Genomic DNA, 16999 nt, shown 5'->3' with positions numbered 1-16999 from the left:
GCGCCGGGGCAGGGGGGCACAATGGGCCTTTCGCTCCCGCAGCATCCATGCAATAGGGAAGCGCCAACCGAACCCCTCATCTGGAGAGCCGTGATGGAGATTCGCGAGGCCCTGACCTTCGACGATGTTTTGCTCGTTCCCGCCGCAAGCCGGGTCCTGCCGTCTACCGCCAATACGGCGACCCGCGTGACGCGGGACATCTCCATGAACATCCCGCTGCTGAGTTCCGCGATGGACACGGTGACCGAGAGCCGCATGGCCATCACCATGGCCCAGGCCGGCGGGATCGGGGTGATCCACAAGAACCTCGACATCGAGGCCCAGGCCCGCGAGGTGCGCCGGGTGAAGCGCTTCGAGAGCGGCATCGTCTACAACCCCGTCACCCTGACCCCGAACCAGACCCTGGCCGACGCCAAGGCACTGATCGAGCGCTACAACTTCACCGGCTTCCCGGTGGTCGACGAGCAGCACCGCGTGGTGGGCATCGTCACCAACCGCGACATGCGCTTCGCCACCTCCGACGACACGCCGGTGAAGGTCATGATGACCTCGAAGGATCTCGCTGTGCTGCGCGAGCCCGCCGACCGCGAAGAGGCGATCAGCCTGATGAAGGCCCGCCGGATCGAGAAGCTGCTGGTGACCGATGCCGCCGGCAAGCTCACCGGCCTGCTGACCCTGAAGGACACCGAGCAGTCGGTGCTGAACCCCACCGCCTGCAAGGACAGCCTCGGCCGCCTCCGGGTGGCCGCCGCCACCTCTGTCGGCGACGCAGGCTTCGAGCGCACCTCCGCGCTGGTCGACGCGGGCGCCGACATCGTGGTGATCGACACGGCGCATGGCCATTCCGAGGGCGTGATCGCGGCGGTGAAGCGGGCCAAGCAACTCTCCAACGAGGTGCAGATCATCGCCGGCAACGTGGCCACCGCCGAGGCCACCCTCGCGCTGATCGAGGCCGGTGCGGACGCGGTGAAAGTGGGCATCGGCCCCGGCTCCATCTGCACCACCCGCATGGTCGCGGGCGTCGGCGTGCCCCAGCTCACCGCGATCATGGACTGCGCCCGCGCGGCGGGCGACGTGCCGGTGATCGCCGATGGCGGCATCAAGTTTTCCGGCGATTTTGCCAAGGCCATCGCGGCGGGTGCGTCCTGCGCCATGGTCGGCAGCATGATCGCGGGCACCGACGAGAGCCCGGGCGAGGTGATCCTCTGGCAGGGCCGCTCGTTCAAGGCCTATCGCGGCATGGGTTCGCTCGGCGCCATGGCCAGCGGCTCGGCCGACCGCTACTTCCAGAAGGACGCGGCCTCCGACAAGCTGGTGCCCGAGGGCATCGAGGGCCAGGTGCCCTACAAGGGCTCTGCCGGCACCGTGGTTCACCAGCTGGTCGGCGGGCTCCGGGCCGCGATGGGCTACACCGGCTGCGCCACCGTCGAGGAAATGCGCAAGAACTGCCGTTTCGTGAGGATCACCGGCGCGGGCCTCAAGGAGAGCCATGTGCATGATGTGCAGATCACCCGCGAAAGCCCGAATTATCGCATCGGATAAAGCGCTTGCGGGCCCGAGTTGAGGTAGCGCGATGACCCCCGCCGCCCGTATTGCCGCCGCCGCCGAGGTGCTGGATGCCATCGCCACCGGCCTTGCCGCCGAGCAGGCCCTGAGCCGCTGGGGCCGGGCCAACCGCTTCGCCGGCAGCAAGGACCGCGCCGCGATCCGTGATCACGTGTTCGACGCCCTGCGCCGCCGGTCGAGCTGTGCCGCCTGGGGCGGCGGGCTGAGCGGCCGGGCGCTGATGCTGGGCCTGCTGCGCGCCGAGGGCCGCGACCCGGACGAGGTCTTCACCGGCGAGGGCCACGCCCCCGCACCCCTGTCGCCGGAGGAGCGCGCCGCGGGTGATGCGCCCGAAGGCCCTGCGGCGCTGGATTGCCCGGCCTGGCTGTCGGCCGAGCTGGAGGCCTCGCTCGGGCCCGATTTCGAGCCTGTTCTCAAGGCCCTGCAGGCGCGGGCTGATGTGTTCTTGCGGGTGAACGCGCTGAAGGCCACGCGCGAAGAGGCCTGCGCCGCACTCGCCGCCGAGGGGGTCGAAGCTGAGCCTTTTCCGCTCGCGCCCCATGCGCTCCGCGTCACCGCGGGCGCGCGCCGCATCCAGGCCACCCGCGCCTTCGCCGAGGGTCTGGTGGAGCTGCAGGATGCCGGCTCCCAGGCCATTTGCGAGGCGATTCCGCTGCCCGCGCAGGGCCGGGTGCTCGATTTCTGTGCGGGCGGTGGCGGCAAGAGCCTCGCCCTCGCGGCCCGCGCGCCGGCGCTGCGCTACTTCGCCCATGACGCCAACCCCCGACGGATGAACGACATTCCGGCCCGTGCCGCCCGTGCCGGGGTGGAGATCACCCGCACGGAGGCGCCCGAGGGCCGGTTCGAGCTGGTGGTGGCCGATGTGCCCTGTTCCGGCTCCGGCGCCTGGCGCCGCCAGCCCGAGGCCAAGTGGCAGCTCGACCAAGATGGCCTGTCGGCCCTTGCCGCCACCCAGGCCGCGATCCTCGAGGAGGTCGCGCCGCGCGTCGCACCGCAAGGGCGGCTGGCCTATGTCACCTGCTCCCTGCTCGATGCCGAGAACGGGGCGCAGGCCGCGGGCTTCCTGGCGCGCAATCCGGGTTGGCAGCAGGAAAGCAGCCTTCGGCTCACCCCGCGCGACGGCGGCGACGGGTTTTTTCTCGCCGTTTTCACACGTCAGGGTGGTGCCTGACCCCGCGGAGTCTCGCGGGCCCCGAGTGTTCTTAATCCCCGATTAACGATTTTCGGGCGATTGTGCAGTGCAATGATTCGAAGGGAGTTCCGACACGTGTCGCACCCAGCGCTGACACCTTCACCGCTTGCGCGAACCGCGCAGGCCTTTCGGGGAAGGGTCTGGCATGTGCTGGGCGCCGCGGTCGTCTTCCTCGGCGTGGGCGCCTTCCTGCCCGATCTGCGGCTGTCTCTCGTTCTGGTGGCCTGCGGATCCACGCTGGCTGCCGTGGCGGTGCTGCTCAAGCTGCTCTCCGGGCGTCAGGCCGAAGCGGAGAAGGCCCTTGCCGCAACGGTTGCAGGCTTTACCGAGCTCGATTCCGCCCCCTGTTTCACCACCGATCCGCTGGGCTGCGTGACCCATCTCAACGCCAGCGCGCGCAAGCGCTTCTCGGCCGAGGCGGGCGAGACCCTGCCACGGATCATGCGGGATCTTCTGGCCAGCCCCGCCGCGCTGCTCAGCCGGCTCGAGGCCCGGGCCGAAGCGCGCGGCCACACTTCGGAAGATGTGGTCACACGCAAGGGCCACATGCGGCTCGTGGTCCACCGGCTCGGGCAGGAGGGATTCCTGTGGCGGATGGAAGACATGGTCGAGCGCGACGGCTCGCGCGGCGCCGAGAGTCTCAGCCTGCCGATGATGACGGTCAACAAGACCGGCGCGATCCTGTTCATGAACGAGGCCCTCCGCCGCGTTCTGGGCGGGCGCGCCAAGCGGCTCGAGGAGGTCTTCGTCGATGTGCCCGAGGACGGTCTCGGCGGACCGCAGCGCATTTCGGGGCCCTCGGGCGAGCTGCCGTGCCATGTGGTCGAGGTGGCGGGGCAGGCCGGGCGGCGCGAGGTCTATCTGCTGCCGGCCGGCAAACCCGCCACGCAGCCCGCCGCCGTTTCCGCGGCCACGGAGGTGCTCGACCATCTGCCGGTCGCGCTGCTGCGCATCCGCAGGGATGGCACGCTTTCGATGGCCAACCGCCTGGCGCGCGAGCTCCTGGGCCATGACGACGTGATCGACATGTCCTTTGCCGAGCTGGTCGAGGGGCTTGGCCGCTCGGTGCGCGACTGGGTCACCGACGCCGCCGAGGGTCGCGGCCCGCTGCGGGCCGAGGTCGCCCGCGCCAAGATGCCTCTGAAAGACGTGTTCCTCCAGGTCTCGCTGAGTCGCGTGGTCGAGAACGGCGAGCCCTCGCTGGTGGCGGTGCTCAACGACGCGACCGAGCTGAAGACGCTCGAGGCCCAGTTCGTCCAGAGCCAGAAGATGCAGGCCATCGGCCAGCTCGCGGGCGGCGTGGCGCATGATTTCAACAACCTGCTCACCGCCATCTCCGGCCATTGCGACCTGCTGCTGCTGCGCCACGACCAGGGCGATCCGGACTACGGCGACCTGGTGCAGATCAACCAGAACGCCAATCGCGCCGCCAGCCTCGTCGGCCAGTTGCTCGCCTTCTCCCGAAAGCAGAACCTCCAGCCCGAGATCCTCGACATGCGCGAGACGCTGTCGGACCTCGGCCACCTGCTCAACCGGCTGGTGGGGGAGCGCGTGAGTCTCTCGCTCACCCACGACCCCGAGCTGCCCGCCATCCGGGCCGACAAGCGCCAGCTCGAGCAGGTCATCATGAACCTCGTGGTCAACGCCCGCGATGCCATGCCCGAGGGCGGCACCATCACCGTCGAGACCCAGACCCGCACGCTCGACGAAGAGCTGCACCGCGACCGCGCCACCGTGCCCGCCGGCACCTATGTGGTGGTCTCGGTTTCCGACCAGGGCACCGGCATCCACCCCGACAAGATCGGCAAGATCTTCGAGCCGTTCTGGACCACCAAGCGCCCGGGCGAGGGCACCGGGCTCGGGCTCTCGACCGCCTATGGCATCGTCAAGCAGAGCGGCGGCTATATCTTCGTGGATTCGATCCTCGGCCAGGGCAGCAGCTTCACGCTCTATTTCCCGGCCTACGACCGGCCCGAAGAAGCGCCGCGCCGGGCCCTCGACCAGCTCCCGCGCGAGCCCGCCGGGAAGGGCGAGGGCGTGATCCTTCTGGTCGAAGACGAGGCCCCCGTGCGAGCCTTCGCTTCGCGCGCGCTGCGGATGCGGGGCTACACCGTCCTCGAGGCCGAAAACGCCGAGGAGGCCCTGCGCGTGCTCGAGGACATCGAGCTGAAAGTCGATGTCTTCGTGACCGATGTCATCATGCCGGGCATGGACGGCCCGAGCTGGGTGAGGAAGGCCCTGGAGATGCGGCCCGACGTGAAGGTTGTCTTCGTGTCCGGCTATGCCGAGGACAGCTTCGACAACGAGCAGGCCCTGATCCCGAATTCCGTCTTCCTGCCCAAGCCCTTCTCGCTCAACGAGCTGACCGCAACCGTGCACGACCAGATCCACTGACCGCGGGTGCCGCCGCGACGGCTGGCGATCGGGTCAGATATTCTTCCAGTCCCCGCCCGAGATCAGCGCGTCGTAGAGCCTGAAGTCCTTCTCCAGCTGGGCCGCCAGGGGCGCCGCGAGCTCGGGGTCGACCTCGAGCGGCGCCTCGGGCGACACGTTCTGCCGCTCCAGCGTGATCTTGCGATCGAGACGGTTCTCGAGAAAGGCGACGAGCTCTTCGAAGCGCTCATAGGGAAACAGGTAGTCGATCCCGACCCGCCCGTCCTCGGTGCGCAGGAACTTCCACTGCCGCCCGAGCCGGGCGTAGGGCGGCTGGGGATCCGCCAGGTACCCCCTGAGAAATCTGGAAAAATTCATGTCCCGCGTCGAGTTGCTCTGGCCTTGGAGATCGTTGCGCCGCCGATACCTGTACCAGCTGCCAAGCCAGCTCAGCGGCTCGCGCATCACCGCCACCGTGCGAAAGCCGGTCCATTCCTTCTGGCCCACGATCCGCGGCATCACCCGGTTCGACCAGGCATAGCCCATGTGCTTGACCGTGGGAGGGTGCCGGAAGGCGATATCGGCCACGTCGCCGAGGGCCGATTCCAACGCATGCGTCCCCGTCTTGGGGGTCGCCAGAAAAACCAGCCGGGCATCCCAGAACAGCAGCATCCATACCTCTTCCGCGTGTATTGCGCCGCTTTTCGTAAACGTTCACGCTTCATTAACCAAGGGGCGTCAAACATGGCGAGGTGAAGATTCAACTTGCTTTGTTCTCGTTTTGATCGCATAGCTTGCGGAACAAGAGGTGAACAGCAGCAGTCATTGCCGCTCCCGGCGGCATATGGGATAAGGACGCAAACAATGGCCACAGCGAAAATTCTGGACATGGGCAAAGACGGCAAGGCAGGCGACAGCGACAAGCAGAAGGCGCTCGACAGCGCGCTCGCACAGATCGAGCGGCAGTTCGGCAAGGGCTCGATCATGAAGCTCGGCGGCGAGAACGCGCTGCCCGACATCGAGGCCACATCGACCGGCTCGCTCGGCCTCGACATCGCGCTTGGCATCGGCGGCCTGCCCAAGGGCCGCATCATCGAAATCTACGGGCCGGAAAGCTCGGGCAAGACCACGCTGACGCTGCATTGCGTGGCCGAAGAGCAGAAGAAGGGCGGCGTCTGCGCCTTCGTCGACGCCGAACACGCGCTGGACCCGCAATATGCCAAGAAGCTGGGCGTCGATCTCGACGAGCTGCTGATCTCCCAGCCCGACACTGGCGAGCAGGCGCTCGAGATCACCGATACGCTGGTGCGCTCCGGCGCGGTCAGCATGGTGATCGTCGACTCGGTCGCCGCGCTCACGCCCAAGTCCGAGCTCGAGGGCGACATGGGCGACTCGAGCGTGGGCGTCCACGCCCGCCTGATGAGCCAGGCCATGCGCAAGCTGACCGGCTCGATCAGCCGCTCCAAGTGCATGGTGATCTTCATCAACCAGATCCGCATGAAGATCGGCGTGATGTTCGGCTCTCCCGAAACCACCACCGGCGGCAACGCGCTGAAGTTCTACAGCTCGGTGCGCCTCGACATCCGCCGCATCGGGGCGATCAAGGATCGCGACGAGGTGGTGGGCAACGCGACCCGCGTGAAGGTGGTGAAGAACAAGGTCGCCCCGCCGTTCAAGCAGGTGGAATTCGACATCATGTATGGCGAGGGCATCTCCAAGACCGGCGAGCTGCTCGACCTCGGCGTGAAGGCCGGCGTGGTGGAGAAATCCGGCGCCTGGTTCTCCTACGGTGACGAGCGCATCGGCCAGGGACGGGAGAACGCCAAGCAGTTCCTGAAGGACAATCCCGACATGGCCTGGGAGATCGAGGACAAGATCCGCGCCTCCCACGGGCTCGACTTCGGCGGCTCCGACGAGGACAGCGGCAGCGCCGACGACGAGATGTTCGAGAGCTGACCCGCACCACAGGGCCACGATACGCAAGGGCGGCCCGCCACGGCCGCCCTTTTCGCATTCGCCCGTGGACAGCACCGGGGCAGGGGGCTAAACCTGCGCGAACCTTCACGTCCGCCCACCCGGAACATGATCATGCGCACGCTCAACGACATCCGCACCGCCTTTCTCGATTACTTCGCCCGCCAGGGCCACGAGGTTGTCGACAGCTCGCCGCTGGTGCCCCGCAACGACCCCACGCTGCTCTTTGCCAACTCCGGCATGGTGCAGTTCAAGAACCTCTTCACCGGGGTCGAACACCGCGACTACAAGCGGGCGACCACGGCGCAGAAATGCGTGCGCGCCGGCGGCAAGCACAACGACCTGGACAACGTCGGCTACACCGCGCGGCACCACACTTTCTTTGAAATGATGGGGAATTTCTCCTTCGGCGACTACTTCAAGGAGCAGGCGATTCCCTTTGCCTGGGAGATGGTCACCAAGGAGCTGGGCATCGATCCGTCCAAGCTGCTGGTCACGGTCTACCATACCGATGACGAGGCCGCCGATCTGTGGAAGAAGGTTGCAGGCCTGCCCGACGACCGGATCATCCGCATCGCCACCAACGACAACTTCTGGCAGATGGGTCCGACCGGCCCCTGCGGCCCCTGCACCGAAATCTTCTACGATCACGGCGAGAAATACTGGGGCGGCCCTCCCGGCTCGCCCGAGGAGGATGGCGACCGCTTCGTCGAGATCTGGAACCTCGTCTTCATGCAGTACGAGCAGTTCGAGGATGGCACCCGCCGCGAGCTCGAGGCGCAGTCGATCGACACCGGCATGGGCATCGAGCGGGTCGCCGCGCTGCTGCAGGGCACCAACGACAACTATTCGACCGACCTGATCCGCGCGCTGATCGAGGCCTCGGCCAACGCCAGCTCGACCGACCCGGACGGCGCGGGCAAGATCCACCACCGGGTGATCGCCGACCACCTGCGCTCGACCTCCTTCCTGATCGCCGACGGGGTCATGCCCTCGGCCGAGGGGCGCGGCTACGTGCTGCGGCGCATCATGCGCCGGGCCATGCGCCATGCCCACCTGTTGGGCACGAAGGACCCGATGATGCACCGGCTGGTGCCCGAACTTGTGCGCCAGATGGGCGGCGCCTACCCCGAGCTGGGCCGCGCCAAGGCGCTCATCGAAGAGACACTGCTGGCCGAGGAAACCCGCTTCCGCCAGACCCTCGATCGCGGGCTGAAACTGCTGGATGACGAGTTGGGCAACCTGCCCGAGGGGGCCGAACTGCCCGGTGCGACCGCCTTCAAGCTCTACGACACCTATGGCTTCCCGCTCGATCTCACGCAGGACGCGCTCCGCGAGAAGGGCCGGGCGGTGGATACCGCCGGGTTCGACGTGGCGATGGCCGAGCAGAAGGCCAAGGCCCGCGCGGCCTGGGCCGGCACCGGTGACGCCGCCGACGAGGCGCTCTGGTTCGACCTCGCCGAGGAGAAGGGCACCACCGAGTTTCTGGGTTACGACACCGAGGTGGCCGAGGGCCAGATCCTGGCGCTGGTGAAGGCCGGCAACAAGGTGACTTCGGTCTCGAAAGGCGATGAAATTCAACTGGTTGTCAACCAGACCCCGTTCTACGCAGAGAGCGGTGGCCAGGTCGGCGACGAGGGCCGGGTCAAGACCGAGACGGGCCGCGCGGTGATCACCGACACCCGCAAGGTGGCGGGCGTCTTCATCCATTTCGCCCGGGTCGAGGAGGGCACGCTGGAGCTGGGGCAGGGCGCCGAGCTGACGGTCGATCACGACCGCCGCAGCCTGATCCGCGCCAACCACTCCGCCACCCACCTGCTGCACGAGGCCCTCCGCGCAGCGCTCGGCGATCACGTGGCGCAGCGCGGCTCGCTGAACGCGCCCGACCGGCTGCGGTTCGACTTTTCTCACGGGAAGGCGTTGAGCCCTGAGGAGGTCGCCCAGGTGGAGCGCGAGGTCAACGCCTTCATCCGTCAGAACACCCCGGTCGAAACCCGGATCATGACCCCCGACGACGCCCGCGCCATCGGCGCCCAGGCGCTGTTTGGCGAAAAATACGGCGACGAGGTGCGGGTGGTCAGCATGGGCCGCGCCGACACCGGCAAGGGCAGTGACGGCAAGACCTGGTCGATCGAGCTTTGCGGCGGCACCCATGTCGGCCGGACCGGCGACATCGGGGCCTTCGCGCTCACCTCGGAGGCCGCCAGCTCCGCCGGTGTCCGCCGGATCGAGGCGCTGACCGGGCAGGCCGCCCTGGCCGAGCTGCGCAGCCGCGACGTGGCGCTCGCACAGGTCGAGGGGCTGCTCAAGGCGTCCGGCCCAGATGTGATCACACGCCTCAAGAGCCTGCTCGACGAACGCAAGAGCCTGACCAACGAGGTCGCCCAGCTGCGCCAGCAACTGGCCATGTCGGGCGGCGGCGAGGCCAAGGCCGAAGCCAAGGATATCAATGGCATAGCCTTCATTGCTCAAGCGCTTTCCGGGGTGACCGGCAAGGATCTGCCCGGTCTCATCGACGCCCACAAGGAGAAGCTCGGCTCCGGCGCGGTGCTCTTGGTGGCCGATGCCGGGGGCAAGGCCGCCGTGGCGGCGGGCGTGACCGCCGACCTGACCGACAAGCTCTCGGCGGTGGACCTTGTGAAGGCCGCGGTCGAAAAGCTCGGCGGCAAGGGTGGTGGCGGTCGGCCCGACATGGCGCAGGGCGGCGGCTCGGACCCCTCGAAGGCCGCCGAGGCCATTGCCGCTGCCGAAGCTGTCATCGGAGGATAGGACATGCCCGCACTCTGGATCGCCCACGTCACCGTTTCCGACGCCGAGGCCTATGGCAAATATGCCGAGCTGGCAGGCCCGGCCATCGCCAAGCATGGCGGCAGCTTCATCGCCCGCGGCGGCCGGTTCGTGCAACTCGAGGGCAAGGAGCGGCCGCGTAACGTGGTGGCCCGGTTCCCCTCCGTCGAGGCGGCGGTGGAGTGCTACAACTCGCCCGAGTACCAGGCCGCGCTCGACCATGCCCGCGGGGCCAGCGAGCGCGAGCTGATGGTCGTCGAGACCTCGGAGTAACGTCCCTGAGCGCCACGACGCTGCTGCCCATCGTCCTGCTGGCCGCCTCCAACGTCTTCATGACGCTGGCCTGGTATGGCCATCTCAAGTTCCCGACGGCGCCGCTCGGGCTGGTGATCCTCGCCAGCTGGGGGATCGCGCTGATCGAGTACTGCCTCGCCGTCCCGGCCAACCGGATCGGCCATGCCAGCTACAGCGCGGCGGAGTTGAAGACCATCCAGGAGATCATCAGCCTGGTGGTCTTCGCCGGTTTCTCGATCACCTACCTGAAGGAGGCGCTGACGCTGAACCACGCGCTCGGGTTCGGCTTCATCGCGCTCGGCGCCTTCTTCATCTTCAAGGGGCCGTTCTAGACCCGGGCTCAGGCGTAGGGGTTCTTTGCGCTGCGGTCGTCCGAGAGGGTGGCGCTGCGCCGTTCCACCAGCGCCTCGATCGCATCGGCCAGGTGCTCGTCGGCAATGGCCTCGTCGCCTGCGGCCACCCGCAGCCGGTGTGCCTCGGCCAGCACCTCGGCATGGGTGCAGCCTGCGGGCGGCTCGAACTTGTAGGCGGCCAGCTCGATCAGCAGGCCGAGCGGATCCTTGAAGTAGAGCGAATCCATGAAGCCCCGGTCCTTGGGCCCGGAATGGCCGATGCCGCGTGCCTCGAGCCGCGCCTCTGCCTGGTTCCAGGTGGCCTTGGAGACGATGAAGGCGAGGTGATGCACGCATCCCGGCTCGGTGGGCGTGCGCCGCCGGTCCGGCTTGCGCTCTTCATGGGTGAAGATGGTGATGAGCCGCCCGTCGCCCGGATCGAAGTAGAGGTGGCTCTCGTCGGCATTGTCGAGGTTGGGCTGCTCGAAGAGGAAGGGCATGCCCAGCACGCCCTCCCAGAAGTCGATCGAGGTTTGCCGGTCGGCGCCGGTCAGGGTGATGTGGTGCACCCCCTGGGTCTGGATTTTCTGCATCTGAACCTCCCTTTGCCCAAACCCTAGGGCGCGGGAGGCCCGCCGACTACCCCTCCGAGCGCGCAGCCTTCTTGCGCTCATGCGGATCGAGGTGCCGCTTGCGCAGGCGGATCGCGTTGGGCGTGACCTCCACCAGCTCGTCGTCGTTGATGTAGGCAATCGCTTCTTCGAGCGAGTGGGTGATGGGCGTGGTCAGCCGCACTGCCTCGTCGGTGCCCGAGGCCCGCACGTTGGTCAGCTTCTTGCCCTTGAGCGGGTTCACCTCGAGATCGTTGTCGCGGCTGTGCTCGCCGATGATCATGCCGGTGTAGACGGGCGTCTGCGCCCCGATGAACATGCGGCCCCGATCCTCGAGGTTCCACAGCGCATAGGCCACGGCCTCGCCGGGCTCCATCGAGATCAGCACGCCCGCGCGGCGGCCCGGGATCGGGCCCTTGTGCGGTGCCCAGCTGTGAAACACGCGGTTCAGCACACCGGTGCCGCGCGTGTCGGTCAGGAACTCGCCGTGATAGCCGATGAGCCCCCGCGAGGGCACATGGGCGATGATCCGGGTCTTGCCGGCGCCCGCGGGCTTCATCTCCACCAGGTCGCCCTTGCGCGCGCCGGTGATCTTTTCGATCACCGCGCCGGAGTGCTCGTCATCCACGTCGATGGTGACTTCCTCGATCGGCTCCAGCTTCTGGCCGTTTTCCTCGCGGAACAGCACCTGCGGGCGCGAGATCGAAAGCTCGAAGCCCTCGCGGCGCATGTTCTCGATCAGCACGCCCATCTGCAACTCGCCCCGGCCGGCGACCTCGAAGGCCTCGCCGCCGGGCGTGTCTGTCACCTTGATCGCCACGTTCTGCTCGGCTTCCTTCAGGAGGCGTTCGCGGATGACCCGGCTCTGCACCTTCTTGCCGTCACGGCCCGCAAGCGGGCTGTCATTGATGCCGAAGGTCACCGAGATGGTCGGCGGGTCGATCGGCTGCGCGTCGATCGGCTCTTCCACGGCCAGCGCGCAGATGGTGTCCGACACGGTCGCCTTGGCCATGCCCGCGAGGGTGACGATATCGCCCGCCACCGCCTCGGGGATCTCCTGAAGCCCGAGGCCACGGAAGGCCTGGATCTTGCTCACGCGGAACTGCTCGATCTTCTGGCCGTTGCGGGTGAGCGCCTGCACCGTCGCGCCCGGCTTGATGCGGCCCGATTCCACCCGCCCCGTGAGGGTGCGCCCGATGAACGGGTCGGCGCCCAGCGTGGTGGCCAGCATGCGAAAATCCTCGTCGGCGTGCTTTTGCTGCTTGGGCGCGGGCACATGGTCGAGGACAAGGCGGAAGAGCGCGTCGAGGTTCTTGCGCGGCCCGTCCAGCTCGGTGTCGCACCAGCCGTTGCGGCCCGAGGCATAGAGATGCGGAAAGTCGAGCTGGTCCTCGTCGGCATCCAGCGCGGCGAAAAGGTCGAAGACCTCGTCGAGCGCGCGGTCGGGCTCGGCGTCGGGCTTGTCGACCTTGTTGAGCACGACGATGGGCCGGAGGCCGAGGGCGAGCGCCTTGGAGGTCACGAACTTGGTCTGCGGCATCGGGCCTTCGGCCGCATCGACCAGCAGCACCACGCCGTCGACCATGGAGAGAATGCGCTCCACCTCGCCGCCAAAATCGGCGTGGCCGGGGGTGTCGACGATGTTGATCCGCGCGCCCTTCCACTCCACGCTCGTGCACTTGGCGAGGATGGTGATCCCGCGCTCGCGCTCGAGGTCGTTGCTGTCCATCGCACGCTCTGCCACCGCCTGGTTCTCGCGGAAGGCGCCGGATTGCTTGAGGAGCTCGTCCACCAGGGTCGTCTTGCCGTGGTCGACGTGGGCGATGATGGCGATGTTGCGCAGTTCCATTTGGCTCTCTTTGACTGTTCGGGCCGCGCATATCCTGCACCGCAGCGAAAGGCCAGTCTCAAGTGACGACATACCAGTCGCGGCGGTGGTTGAACGCCACGACGAGATTGAGCACCACCGCTCCCAGCAGCGACCATCCGACCGCCGAGAGCGGCAGCACGAAGGCGGCGACGGTGAAGAGCACGAGGTCATGGATGAGCTGCGTCCAGCCCGCGCGAAAGCCGTATTTGTCCTGCAGGATGAGCGCGATGATCGACACGCCGCCAAGCGAGGCCGAATGGCGGAAGAGGCCCAGCAACCCGACTCCGGCGGCCACGCCGAAGAGCAGCGCCGCGCCCGCCGGGTGGACCGAGGCGATCACCAGCACAGGCTTCAGCGCCTCCGCCATCACCGACAGCAGCGTCACGGCCCCCAGCGATTTGAGGCAGAAGACCGGCCCGCGCGCCACCCAGGCAAGGGCGTAGAAGGGAATGTTGATGACAAAGAACACCAGCCCGAAGGACCAGCCCGAGAGATAGGCAATGATCAGCGCCGTGCCCGCCGTCCCCGACGAGATCAGCCCCGCCGCGCGCAGCAGGTGCACGCCGAGCGCGGCCTGCGCCGAGGCGATGACGAGGCCCTGGATGTCCTCGAGCGGGGTGTAATGCGGTTTCTCGTCTGCAAGCGCCATGCCGCCCCTCTGGCCCGGCGGCAGGCTGCCGTCAAACCCCGTCGTGGGGGGCAGGGCGTAACGTGGCGTCGCCTGCCTGCGCGGCGGGCCTCAGTGGCCGGTGGTTGCCGAGAAAAGATGCAGCACGAGGACGCCCGAAAGGATCAGCCCCAGGCCGATCACCGCAGGCAGGTCGAGCCGCTGGTTGTAGAGCAGAAAGCCCATCACCGCGATCAGCACGATCCCCAGCCCCGACCAGATGGCATAGACCACCCCCACCGGCATGACCTTCACCGTCAGCGACAGAAAGTAGAACGACACCGCATAGGCCGCCACCACCACCAGCGCGGGCGCGAGCCGGGTAAACCCCCTGGTGGCCGGAAGCGCCACCGTGCCGATGGTCTCCGCGAGGATGGCGAGCACGAGAAAGAGATAGGTCTTGGGCATGGGCGCACCGGGGCAGGGAGGGGGAGAACGCTCTCCGCCTAGCCTGAATTTCGAACCGGCGCCAGTGCCGGAGAGCGGGTCAGATGAGCACGTTGGGGTCGGTCATCATCTGCGTGGCCTGCTGCGGGGTCAGCCGTTGCCCCAGCGGCCCGGCACCCGCCATGATGTTGAATGGCGCGCGCGCCGGATCGACATGCTCGAGGCCGAGGACATGGCCGATCTCGTGGGCCAGAACCACCGTCTCGGTATCGGGCTGGTTCACGCCATCGGTGTCGGGGATCATCGCCAGCCCGTCGTAGCGCAGAAAGGCGCATCCCACGACGCCATTGCCGATCCGGGGCACGATGTAGCAGGCAACATCACGCGGGGAGAGCCCGGCCCGGTGGCTGTTGAGCCGATCGAGCTCCTCGCTGCGTGACCGGAACACGCAGCCGCCGGTGTCGAGGTCCAGCAGGTCGGGCTGAAGGTCGATCACCTGAGGCGGTGCGGCCTGCCGCACGTTCACCCCGTATCGGCCGAGCAGCCCGTTCGCCCCCGCGGTGAGCCGTCTTGCGCGGCGCTCCAGCGTGTCGCCCGCCAGCCAGGTGGCGAGCACCGGCCGCGCGATCTTGAACCCGATCCGCACGTCTCCCATCCGTGTCGCACCGTTCCAGGCGGCATGGGCCCGGCCGAGATGGTCGAGCCAGACGAGGTGCAGGTGGCGTCGGGTCCGGGCGGCGGCGATCCGGCCGGGCAGGGCGGGAACGAACCGCTCCAGCCTGCGCGCACCCGTCCAGATTCCCCGGCCCGCGCGGGGCCCGCGCCGAAACACGGCGCAGGTCAGCAGGTTCGGCGGCGGCAGGTGGGTCGTCGGGCCGGGACGCGGGCGCATGGAGATCAGGCCAAGCCCGTCGGACTGGTCAAAATGGCATGCGGCCAAAGCGGTGGTGCCGCGGCCCATGCCATGCGCCATGTCCATCTGCTGAAACCCGCCCGCGGTGCGGTGTTTCTCGATCATCCGCACCCGCCCGCTCGCATCGGTGGTGAAGATCTGCACGTTGCCCTGGTTGCAGCTCACCACCGGCGGCACGTGGCTCTGGAGGCGGTGCAGCCACTGGCCCGCGCTCCAGGCGCCGTTCTCGAAGGTGGTGTAGAACAGCCGCTTGTTGAGAAAGCCCAGATGCACCATGTGCAGCACGGCGCCGTCACTGGCCAAGGAGGGCGGCGCATGGCTCTTGTGGCCGGGGATCTCGCCCAGCTTCTCGAAGCTGCCGCGCCGCAGCCTCCAGTGCTCCATCCCGGCGCTGCCCGCCAGCACGCAGTGCACCCACCCGTCATGCACGGCCAGCCCCGCCTGGGCGTGCGGGTCATCGCCCGCAAACCGCCCGTCATCGAACCAGGCCGTCATGCCGCCCGCACCATTGGCGAACCGGCGGAGCTGGGTAAAGGCGCTGTCTCCCTGTTGCCGCCCGACGAGGTAGACCTCGTCGCGGTGCCCGGCCATGGCGATATGGCCGGCAAACCGGGGCGGGGTAGAGACCGGATTGACGATATCAGCCTCGGACCATGTCATCGCGCGCTCCCCTGGCAGCCACAGCGGGCCAGCGGCGGGCAGGGGGCTCGCGGCCCGTGCCGGCTGGTCCTGCCTCAGCCTATCGGAGCCGGGCGATGCCTGGGGCGAAAAAAGCGTGAAAAGCCCTGCCCATGGGCCGTGCGCCTCAGCCCGCCAGCGCCTTGTTCAGGTTCTCGTCGATCTTTTCGAGAAAGCCGATGGTGGTGAGCCAGCCCTGGTCGGGGCCGACCAGCAGGGCCAGGTCCTTGGTCATGTGGCCGCTCTCCACCGTCTCCACGATCACCTTCTCCAGCGTTTCCGCAAAGCCCATCAGCGCGGCGTTGTCGTCGAGCTTGGCGCGATGGCGCAGCCCGCCGGTCCAGGCGAAGATCGAGGCGATGGAGTTGGTCGAGGTGCTCTTGCCCTCCTGGTGCTGCCGGTAGTGCCGGGTCACCGTGCCATGGGCGGCCTCGGCCTCCACGATCTTGCCGTCGGGCGTGAGCAGTTGCGAGGTCATCATGCCCAGGCTGCCGAAGCCCTGCGCCACGGTATCGGACTGCACGTCGCCATCGTAGTTCTTGCAGGCCCAGACGAACTTGCCGTTCCACTTGAGTGCGCAGGCCACCATGTCGTCGATCAGCCGGTGCTCGTACCAGATGTTCGCTGCCTTGAACCTCTCCTCGAACTCCTCCTCGTAGACCTTCTGGAAGATGTCCTTGAACCGCCCGTCATAGGCCTTGAGGATGGTGTTCTTGGTGCTCAGGTAGACCGGCCAGCCGATGTTGAGCCCGTAGTTGAAGCTCGCGCGGGCAAAGTCGGTGATCGAGTCGTCGAGGTTGTACATGCCCATGTAGACGCCCGCCGAGGGCGCGTCGTAGACGACCTTCTCGATCACCTCGCCATCCTCGCCCACGAACTTCATGGTGAGCTGGCCCTTGCCGGGAAAATGAAAGTCGGTCGCCTTGTACTGGTCGCCGAAGGCATGGCGGCCCACCACGATGGGCGAGGTCCAGCCGGGCACGAGGCGGGGCACGTTCCGGCAGATGATCGGCTGGCGAAAGACCACGCCGCCGAGGATGTTGCGGATCGTGCCGTTGGGGCTCTTCCACATCTGCTTCAGGCCAAATTCCTCGACCCGCGCCTCGTCGGGCGTGATGGTGGCGCATTTCACGCCGACGCCCACTTCCTTGATCTTCTCGGCGGCTTGAATCGTGATCTGGTCGTTGGTGCGGTCGCGCTCCTCGATGCCGAGGTCGTAGTAGAGCAGGTCGATGTCGAGATAGGGCTCGATCAGCTTTTTCTTGATGAAGTCCCAGATGATCCGGGTCATCTCGTCGCCGTCGATCTCGACCATCGGGTTTTCGACTTTGATCTTCGACATCTTGGCTCCTTGC

14 protein-coding genes are annotated in these 16999 nt (G+C 67.5%); 7 read left to right on the top strand and 7 right to left on the bottom strand.

The genetic code is table 11. The features are described 5' to 3' along the window. Nucleotides 1-93: 93 nt before the first annotated feature. From guaB to BUR94_RS07735, 3 genes are all read left to right on the top strand, one after another. A complete protein-coding gene (gene guaB, locus BUR94_RS07745) occupies nt 94-1542 on the top strand; it encodes an IMP dehydrogenase (protein WP_074255630.1) in 1449 nt (482 codons plus the stop codon). A gap of 31 nt (nt 1543-1573) precedes the next feature. After that, a complete protein-coding gene (locus BUR94_RS07740) occupies nt 1574-2737 on the top strand; it encodes an RsmB/NOP family class I SAM-dependent RNA methyltransferase (RefSeq protein ID WP_074255629.1) in 1164 nt (387 codons plus the stop codon). 72 nt (nt 2738-2809) lie between these two features. After that, nucleotides 2810-5152, top strand: coding sequence for a hybrid sensor histidine kinase/response regulator (locus BUR94_RS07735; RefSeq protein ID WP_074255628.1), 2343 nt, complete (start codon nt 2810-2812; stop codon nt 5150-5152). A gap of 33 nt (nt 5153-5185) precedes the next feature. Here the strand turns inward: BUR94_RS07735 and BUR94_RS07730 are convergent, their stop codons facing one another. Next, nucleotides 5186-5803: a hypothetical protein gene (locus BUR94_RS07730; protein WP_074255627.1), complete on the bottom strand. Its 618-nt coding sequence runs from the start codon at nt 5801-5803 to the stop codon at nt 5186-5188. Between the two features lie 192 nt (nt 5804-5995). Between BUR94_RS07730 and recA the strand changes: the two genes are divergently transcribed. The 4 genes from recA (at nt 5996) to BUR94_RS07710 (ending at nt 10518) form a co-directional block, all read left to right on the top strand. Continuing rightward, entirely contained in the window at nt 5996-7087 is a 1092-nt protein-coding gene (gene recA / locus BUR94_RS07725) for a recombinase RecA (protein ID WP_074255626.1), read from the top strand. A 132-nt stretch (nt 7088-7219) separates the two neighbouring features. Continuing rightward, on the top strand, nt 7220-9874 hold the full coding sequence (alaS, locus tag BUR94_RS07720) for an alanine--tRNA ligase (protein ID WP_074257632.1): 2655 nt from the start codon (nt 7220-7222) through the stop codon (nt 9872-9874). Between the two features lie 3 nt (nt 9875-9877). Next, a complete protein-coding gene (locus BUR94_RS07715; protein ID WP_074255625.1) occupies nt 9878-10165 on the top strand; it encodes a DUF1330 domain-containing protein in 288 nt (95 codons plus the stop codon). 5 nt (nt 10166-10170) lie between these two features. Then, nucleotides 10171-10518 carry a DMT family protein gene (locus tag BUR94_RS07710; protein WP_074257631.1) on the top strand — a complete coding sequence of 116 codons (348 nt, stop codon included), beginning with the start codon at nt 10171-10173 and terminating at the stop codon, nt 10516-10518. An 8-nt stretch (nt 10519-10526) separates the two neighbouring features. Here BUR94_RS07710 and BUR94_RS07705 read toward each other — a convergent pair whose 3' ends face one another. From BUR94_RS07705 to BUR94_RS07680, 6 genes are all read right to left on the bottom strand, one after another. Beyond that, nucleotides 10527-11111 (bottom strand): VOC family protein, encoded by a 585-nt coding sequence (locus BUR94_RS07705; RefSeq protein WP_074255624.1) that lies wholly within the window; start codon nt 11109-11111, stop codon nt 10527-10529. 46 nt (nt 11112-11157) lie between these two features. After that, nucleotides 11158-12978 carry a translational GTPase TypA gene (typA, locus tag BUR94_RS07700; protein WP_074255623.1) on the bottom strand — a complete coding sequence of 607 codons (1821 nt, stop codon included), beginning with the start codon at nt 12976-12978 and terminating at the stop codon, nt 11158-11160. Nucleotides 12979-13036: 58 nt separating this feature from the next. Next, complete coding sequence (locus BUR94_RS07695) at nt 13037-13648, bottom strand: YitT family protein (protein ID WP_074255622.1); 612 nt, start codon at nt 13646-13648, stop codon at nt 13037-13039. 90 nt (nt 13649-13738) lie between these two features. Next, a complete protein-coding gene (locus BUR94_RS07690; RefSeq protein ID WP_074255621.1) occupies nt 13739-14074 on the bottom strand; it encodes a DMT family transporter in 336 nt (111 codons plus the stop codon). Between the two features lie 79 nt (nt 14075-14153). Next, a complete protein-coding gene (locus BUR94_RS07685; protein ID WP_074255620.1) occupies nt 14154-15626 on the bottom strand; it encodes a hypothetical protein in 1473 nt (490 codons plus the stop codon). 145 nt (nt 15627-15771) lie between these two features. Continuing rightward, nucleotides 15772-16986, bottom strand: a complete 1215-nt coding sequence (locus BUR94_RS07680) for an NADP-dependent isocitrate dehydrogenase (RefSeq protein WP_074255619.1) — start codon at nt 16984-16986, stop codon at nt 15772-15774. Nucleotides 16987-16999 lie beyond the last annotated feature (13 nt).

Source organism: Vannielia litorea (genome assembly GCF_900142295.1).
GTDB lineage: Bacteria > Pseudomonadota > Alphaproteobacteria > Rhodobacterales > Rhodobacteraceae > Vannielia > Vannielia litorea.
The sequence above is the reverse complement of the archived record's forward strand: the minus strand, read 5'-3'. Positions and strand labels throughout refer to the sequence as shown.

What these genes read in the sequence shown, in the direction of transcription:
- typA (WP_074255623.1), bottom strand. Translation starts at nt 12,978, where the DNA reads ATGGAACTGCGCAACATCGCCATCATCGCCCACGTCGACCACGGCAAG.
- BUR94_RS07695 (WP_074255622.1), bottom strand. Translation starts at nt 13,648, where the DNA reads ATGGCGCTTGCAGACGAGAAACCGCATTACACCCCGCTCGAGGACATC.
- recA (WP_074255626.1), top strand. Translation starts at nt 5,996, where the DNA reads ATGGCCACAGCGAAAATTCTGGACATGGGCAAAGACGGCAAGGCAGGC.
- BUR94_RS07690 (WP_074255621.1), bottom strand. Translation starts at nt 14,074, where the DNA reads ATGCCCAAGACCTATCTCTTTCTCGTGCTCGCCATCCTCGCGGAGACC.
- BUR94_RS07705 (WP_074255624.1), bottom strand. Translation starts at nt 11,111, where the DNA reads ATGCAGAAAATCCAGACCCAGGGGGTGCACCACATCACCCTGACCGGC.
- BUR94_RS07715 (WP_074255625.1), top strand. Translation starts at nt 9,878, where the DNA reads ATGCCCGCACTCTGGATCGCCCACGTCACCGTTTCCGACGCCGAGGCC.
- alaS (WP_074257632.1), top strand. Translation starts at nt 7,220, where the DNA reads ATGCGCACGCTCAACGACATCCGCACCGCCTTTCTCGATTACTTCGCC.
- BUR94_RS07735 (WP_074255628.1), top strand. Translation starts at nt 2,810, where the DNA reads ATGATTCGAAGGGAGTTCCGACACGTGTCGCACCCAGCGCTGACACCT.
- BUR94_RS07740 (WP_074255629.1), top strand. Translation starts at nt 1,574, where the DNA reads ATGACCCCCGCCGCCCGTATTGCCGCCGCCGCCGAGGTGCTGGATGCC.
- BUR94_RS07730 (WP_074255627.1), bottom strand. Translation starts at nt 5,803, where the DNA reads ATGCTGCTGTTCTGGGATGCCCGGCTGGTTTTTCTGGCGACCCCCAAG.
- BUR94_RS07685 (WP_074255620.1), bottom strand. Translation starts at nt 15,626, where the DNA reads ATGACATGGTCCGAGGCTGATATCGTCAATCCGGTCTCTACCCCGCCC.
- BUR94_RS07680 (WP_074255619.1), bottom strand. Translation starts at nt 16,986, where the DNA reads ATGTCGAAGATCAAAGTCGAAAACCCGATGGTCGAGATCGACGGCGAC.
- guaB (WP_074255630.1), top strand. Translation starts at nt 94, where the DNA reads ATGGAGATTCGCGAGGCCCTGACCTTCGACGATGTTTTGCTCGTTCCC.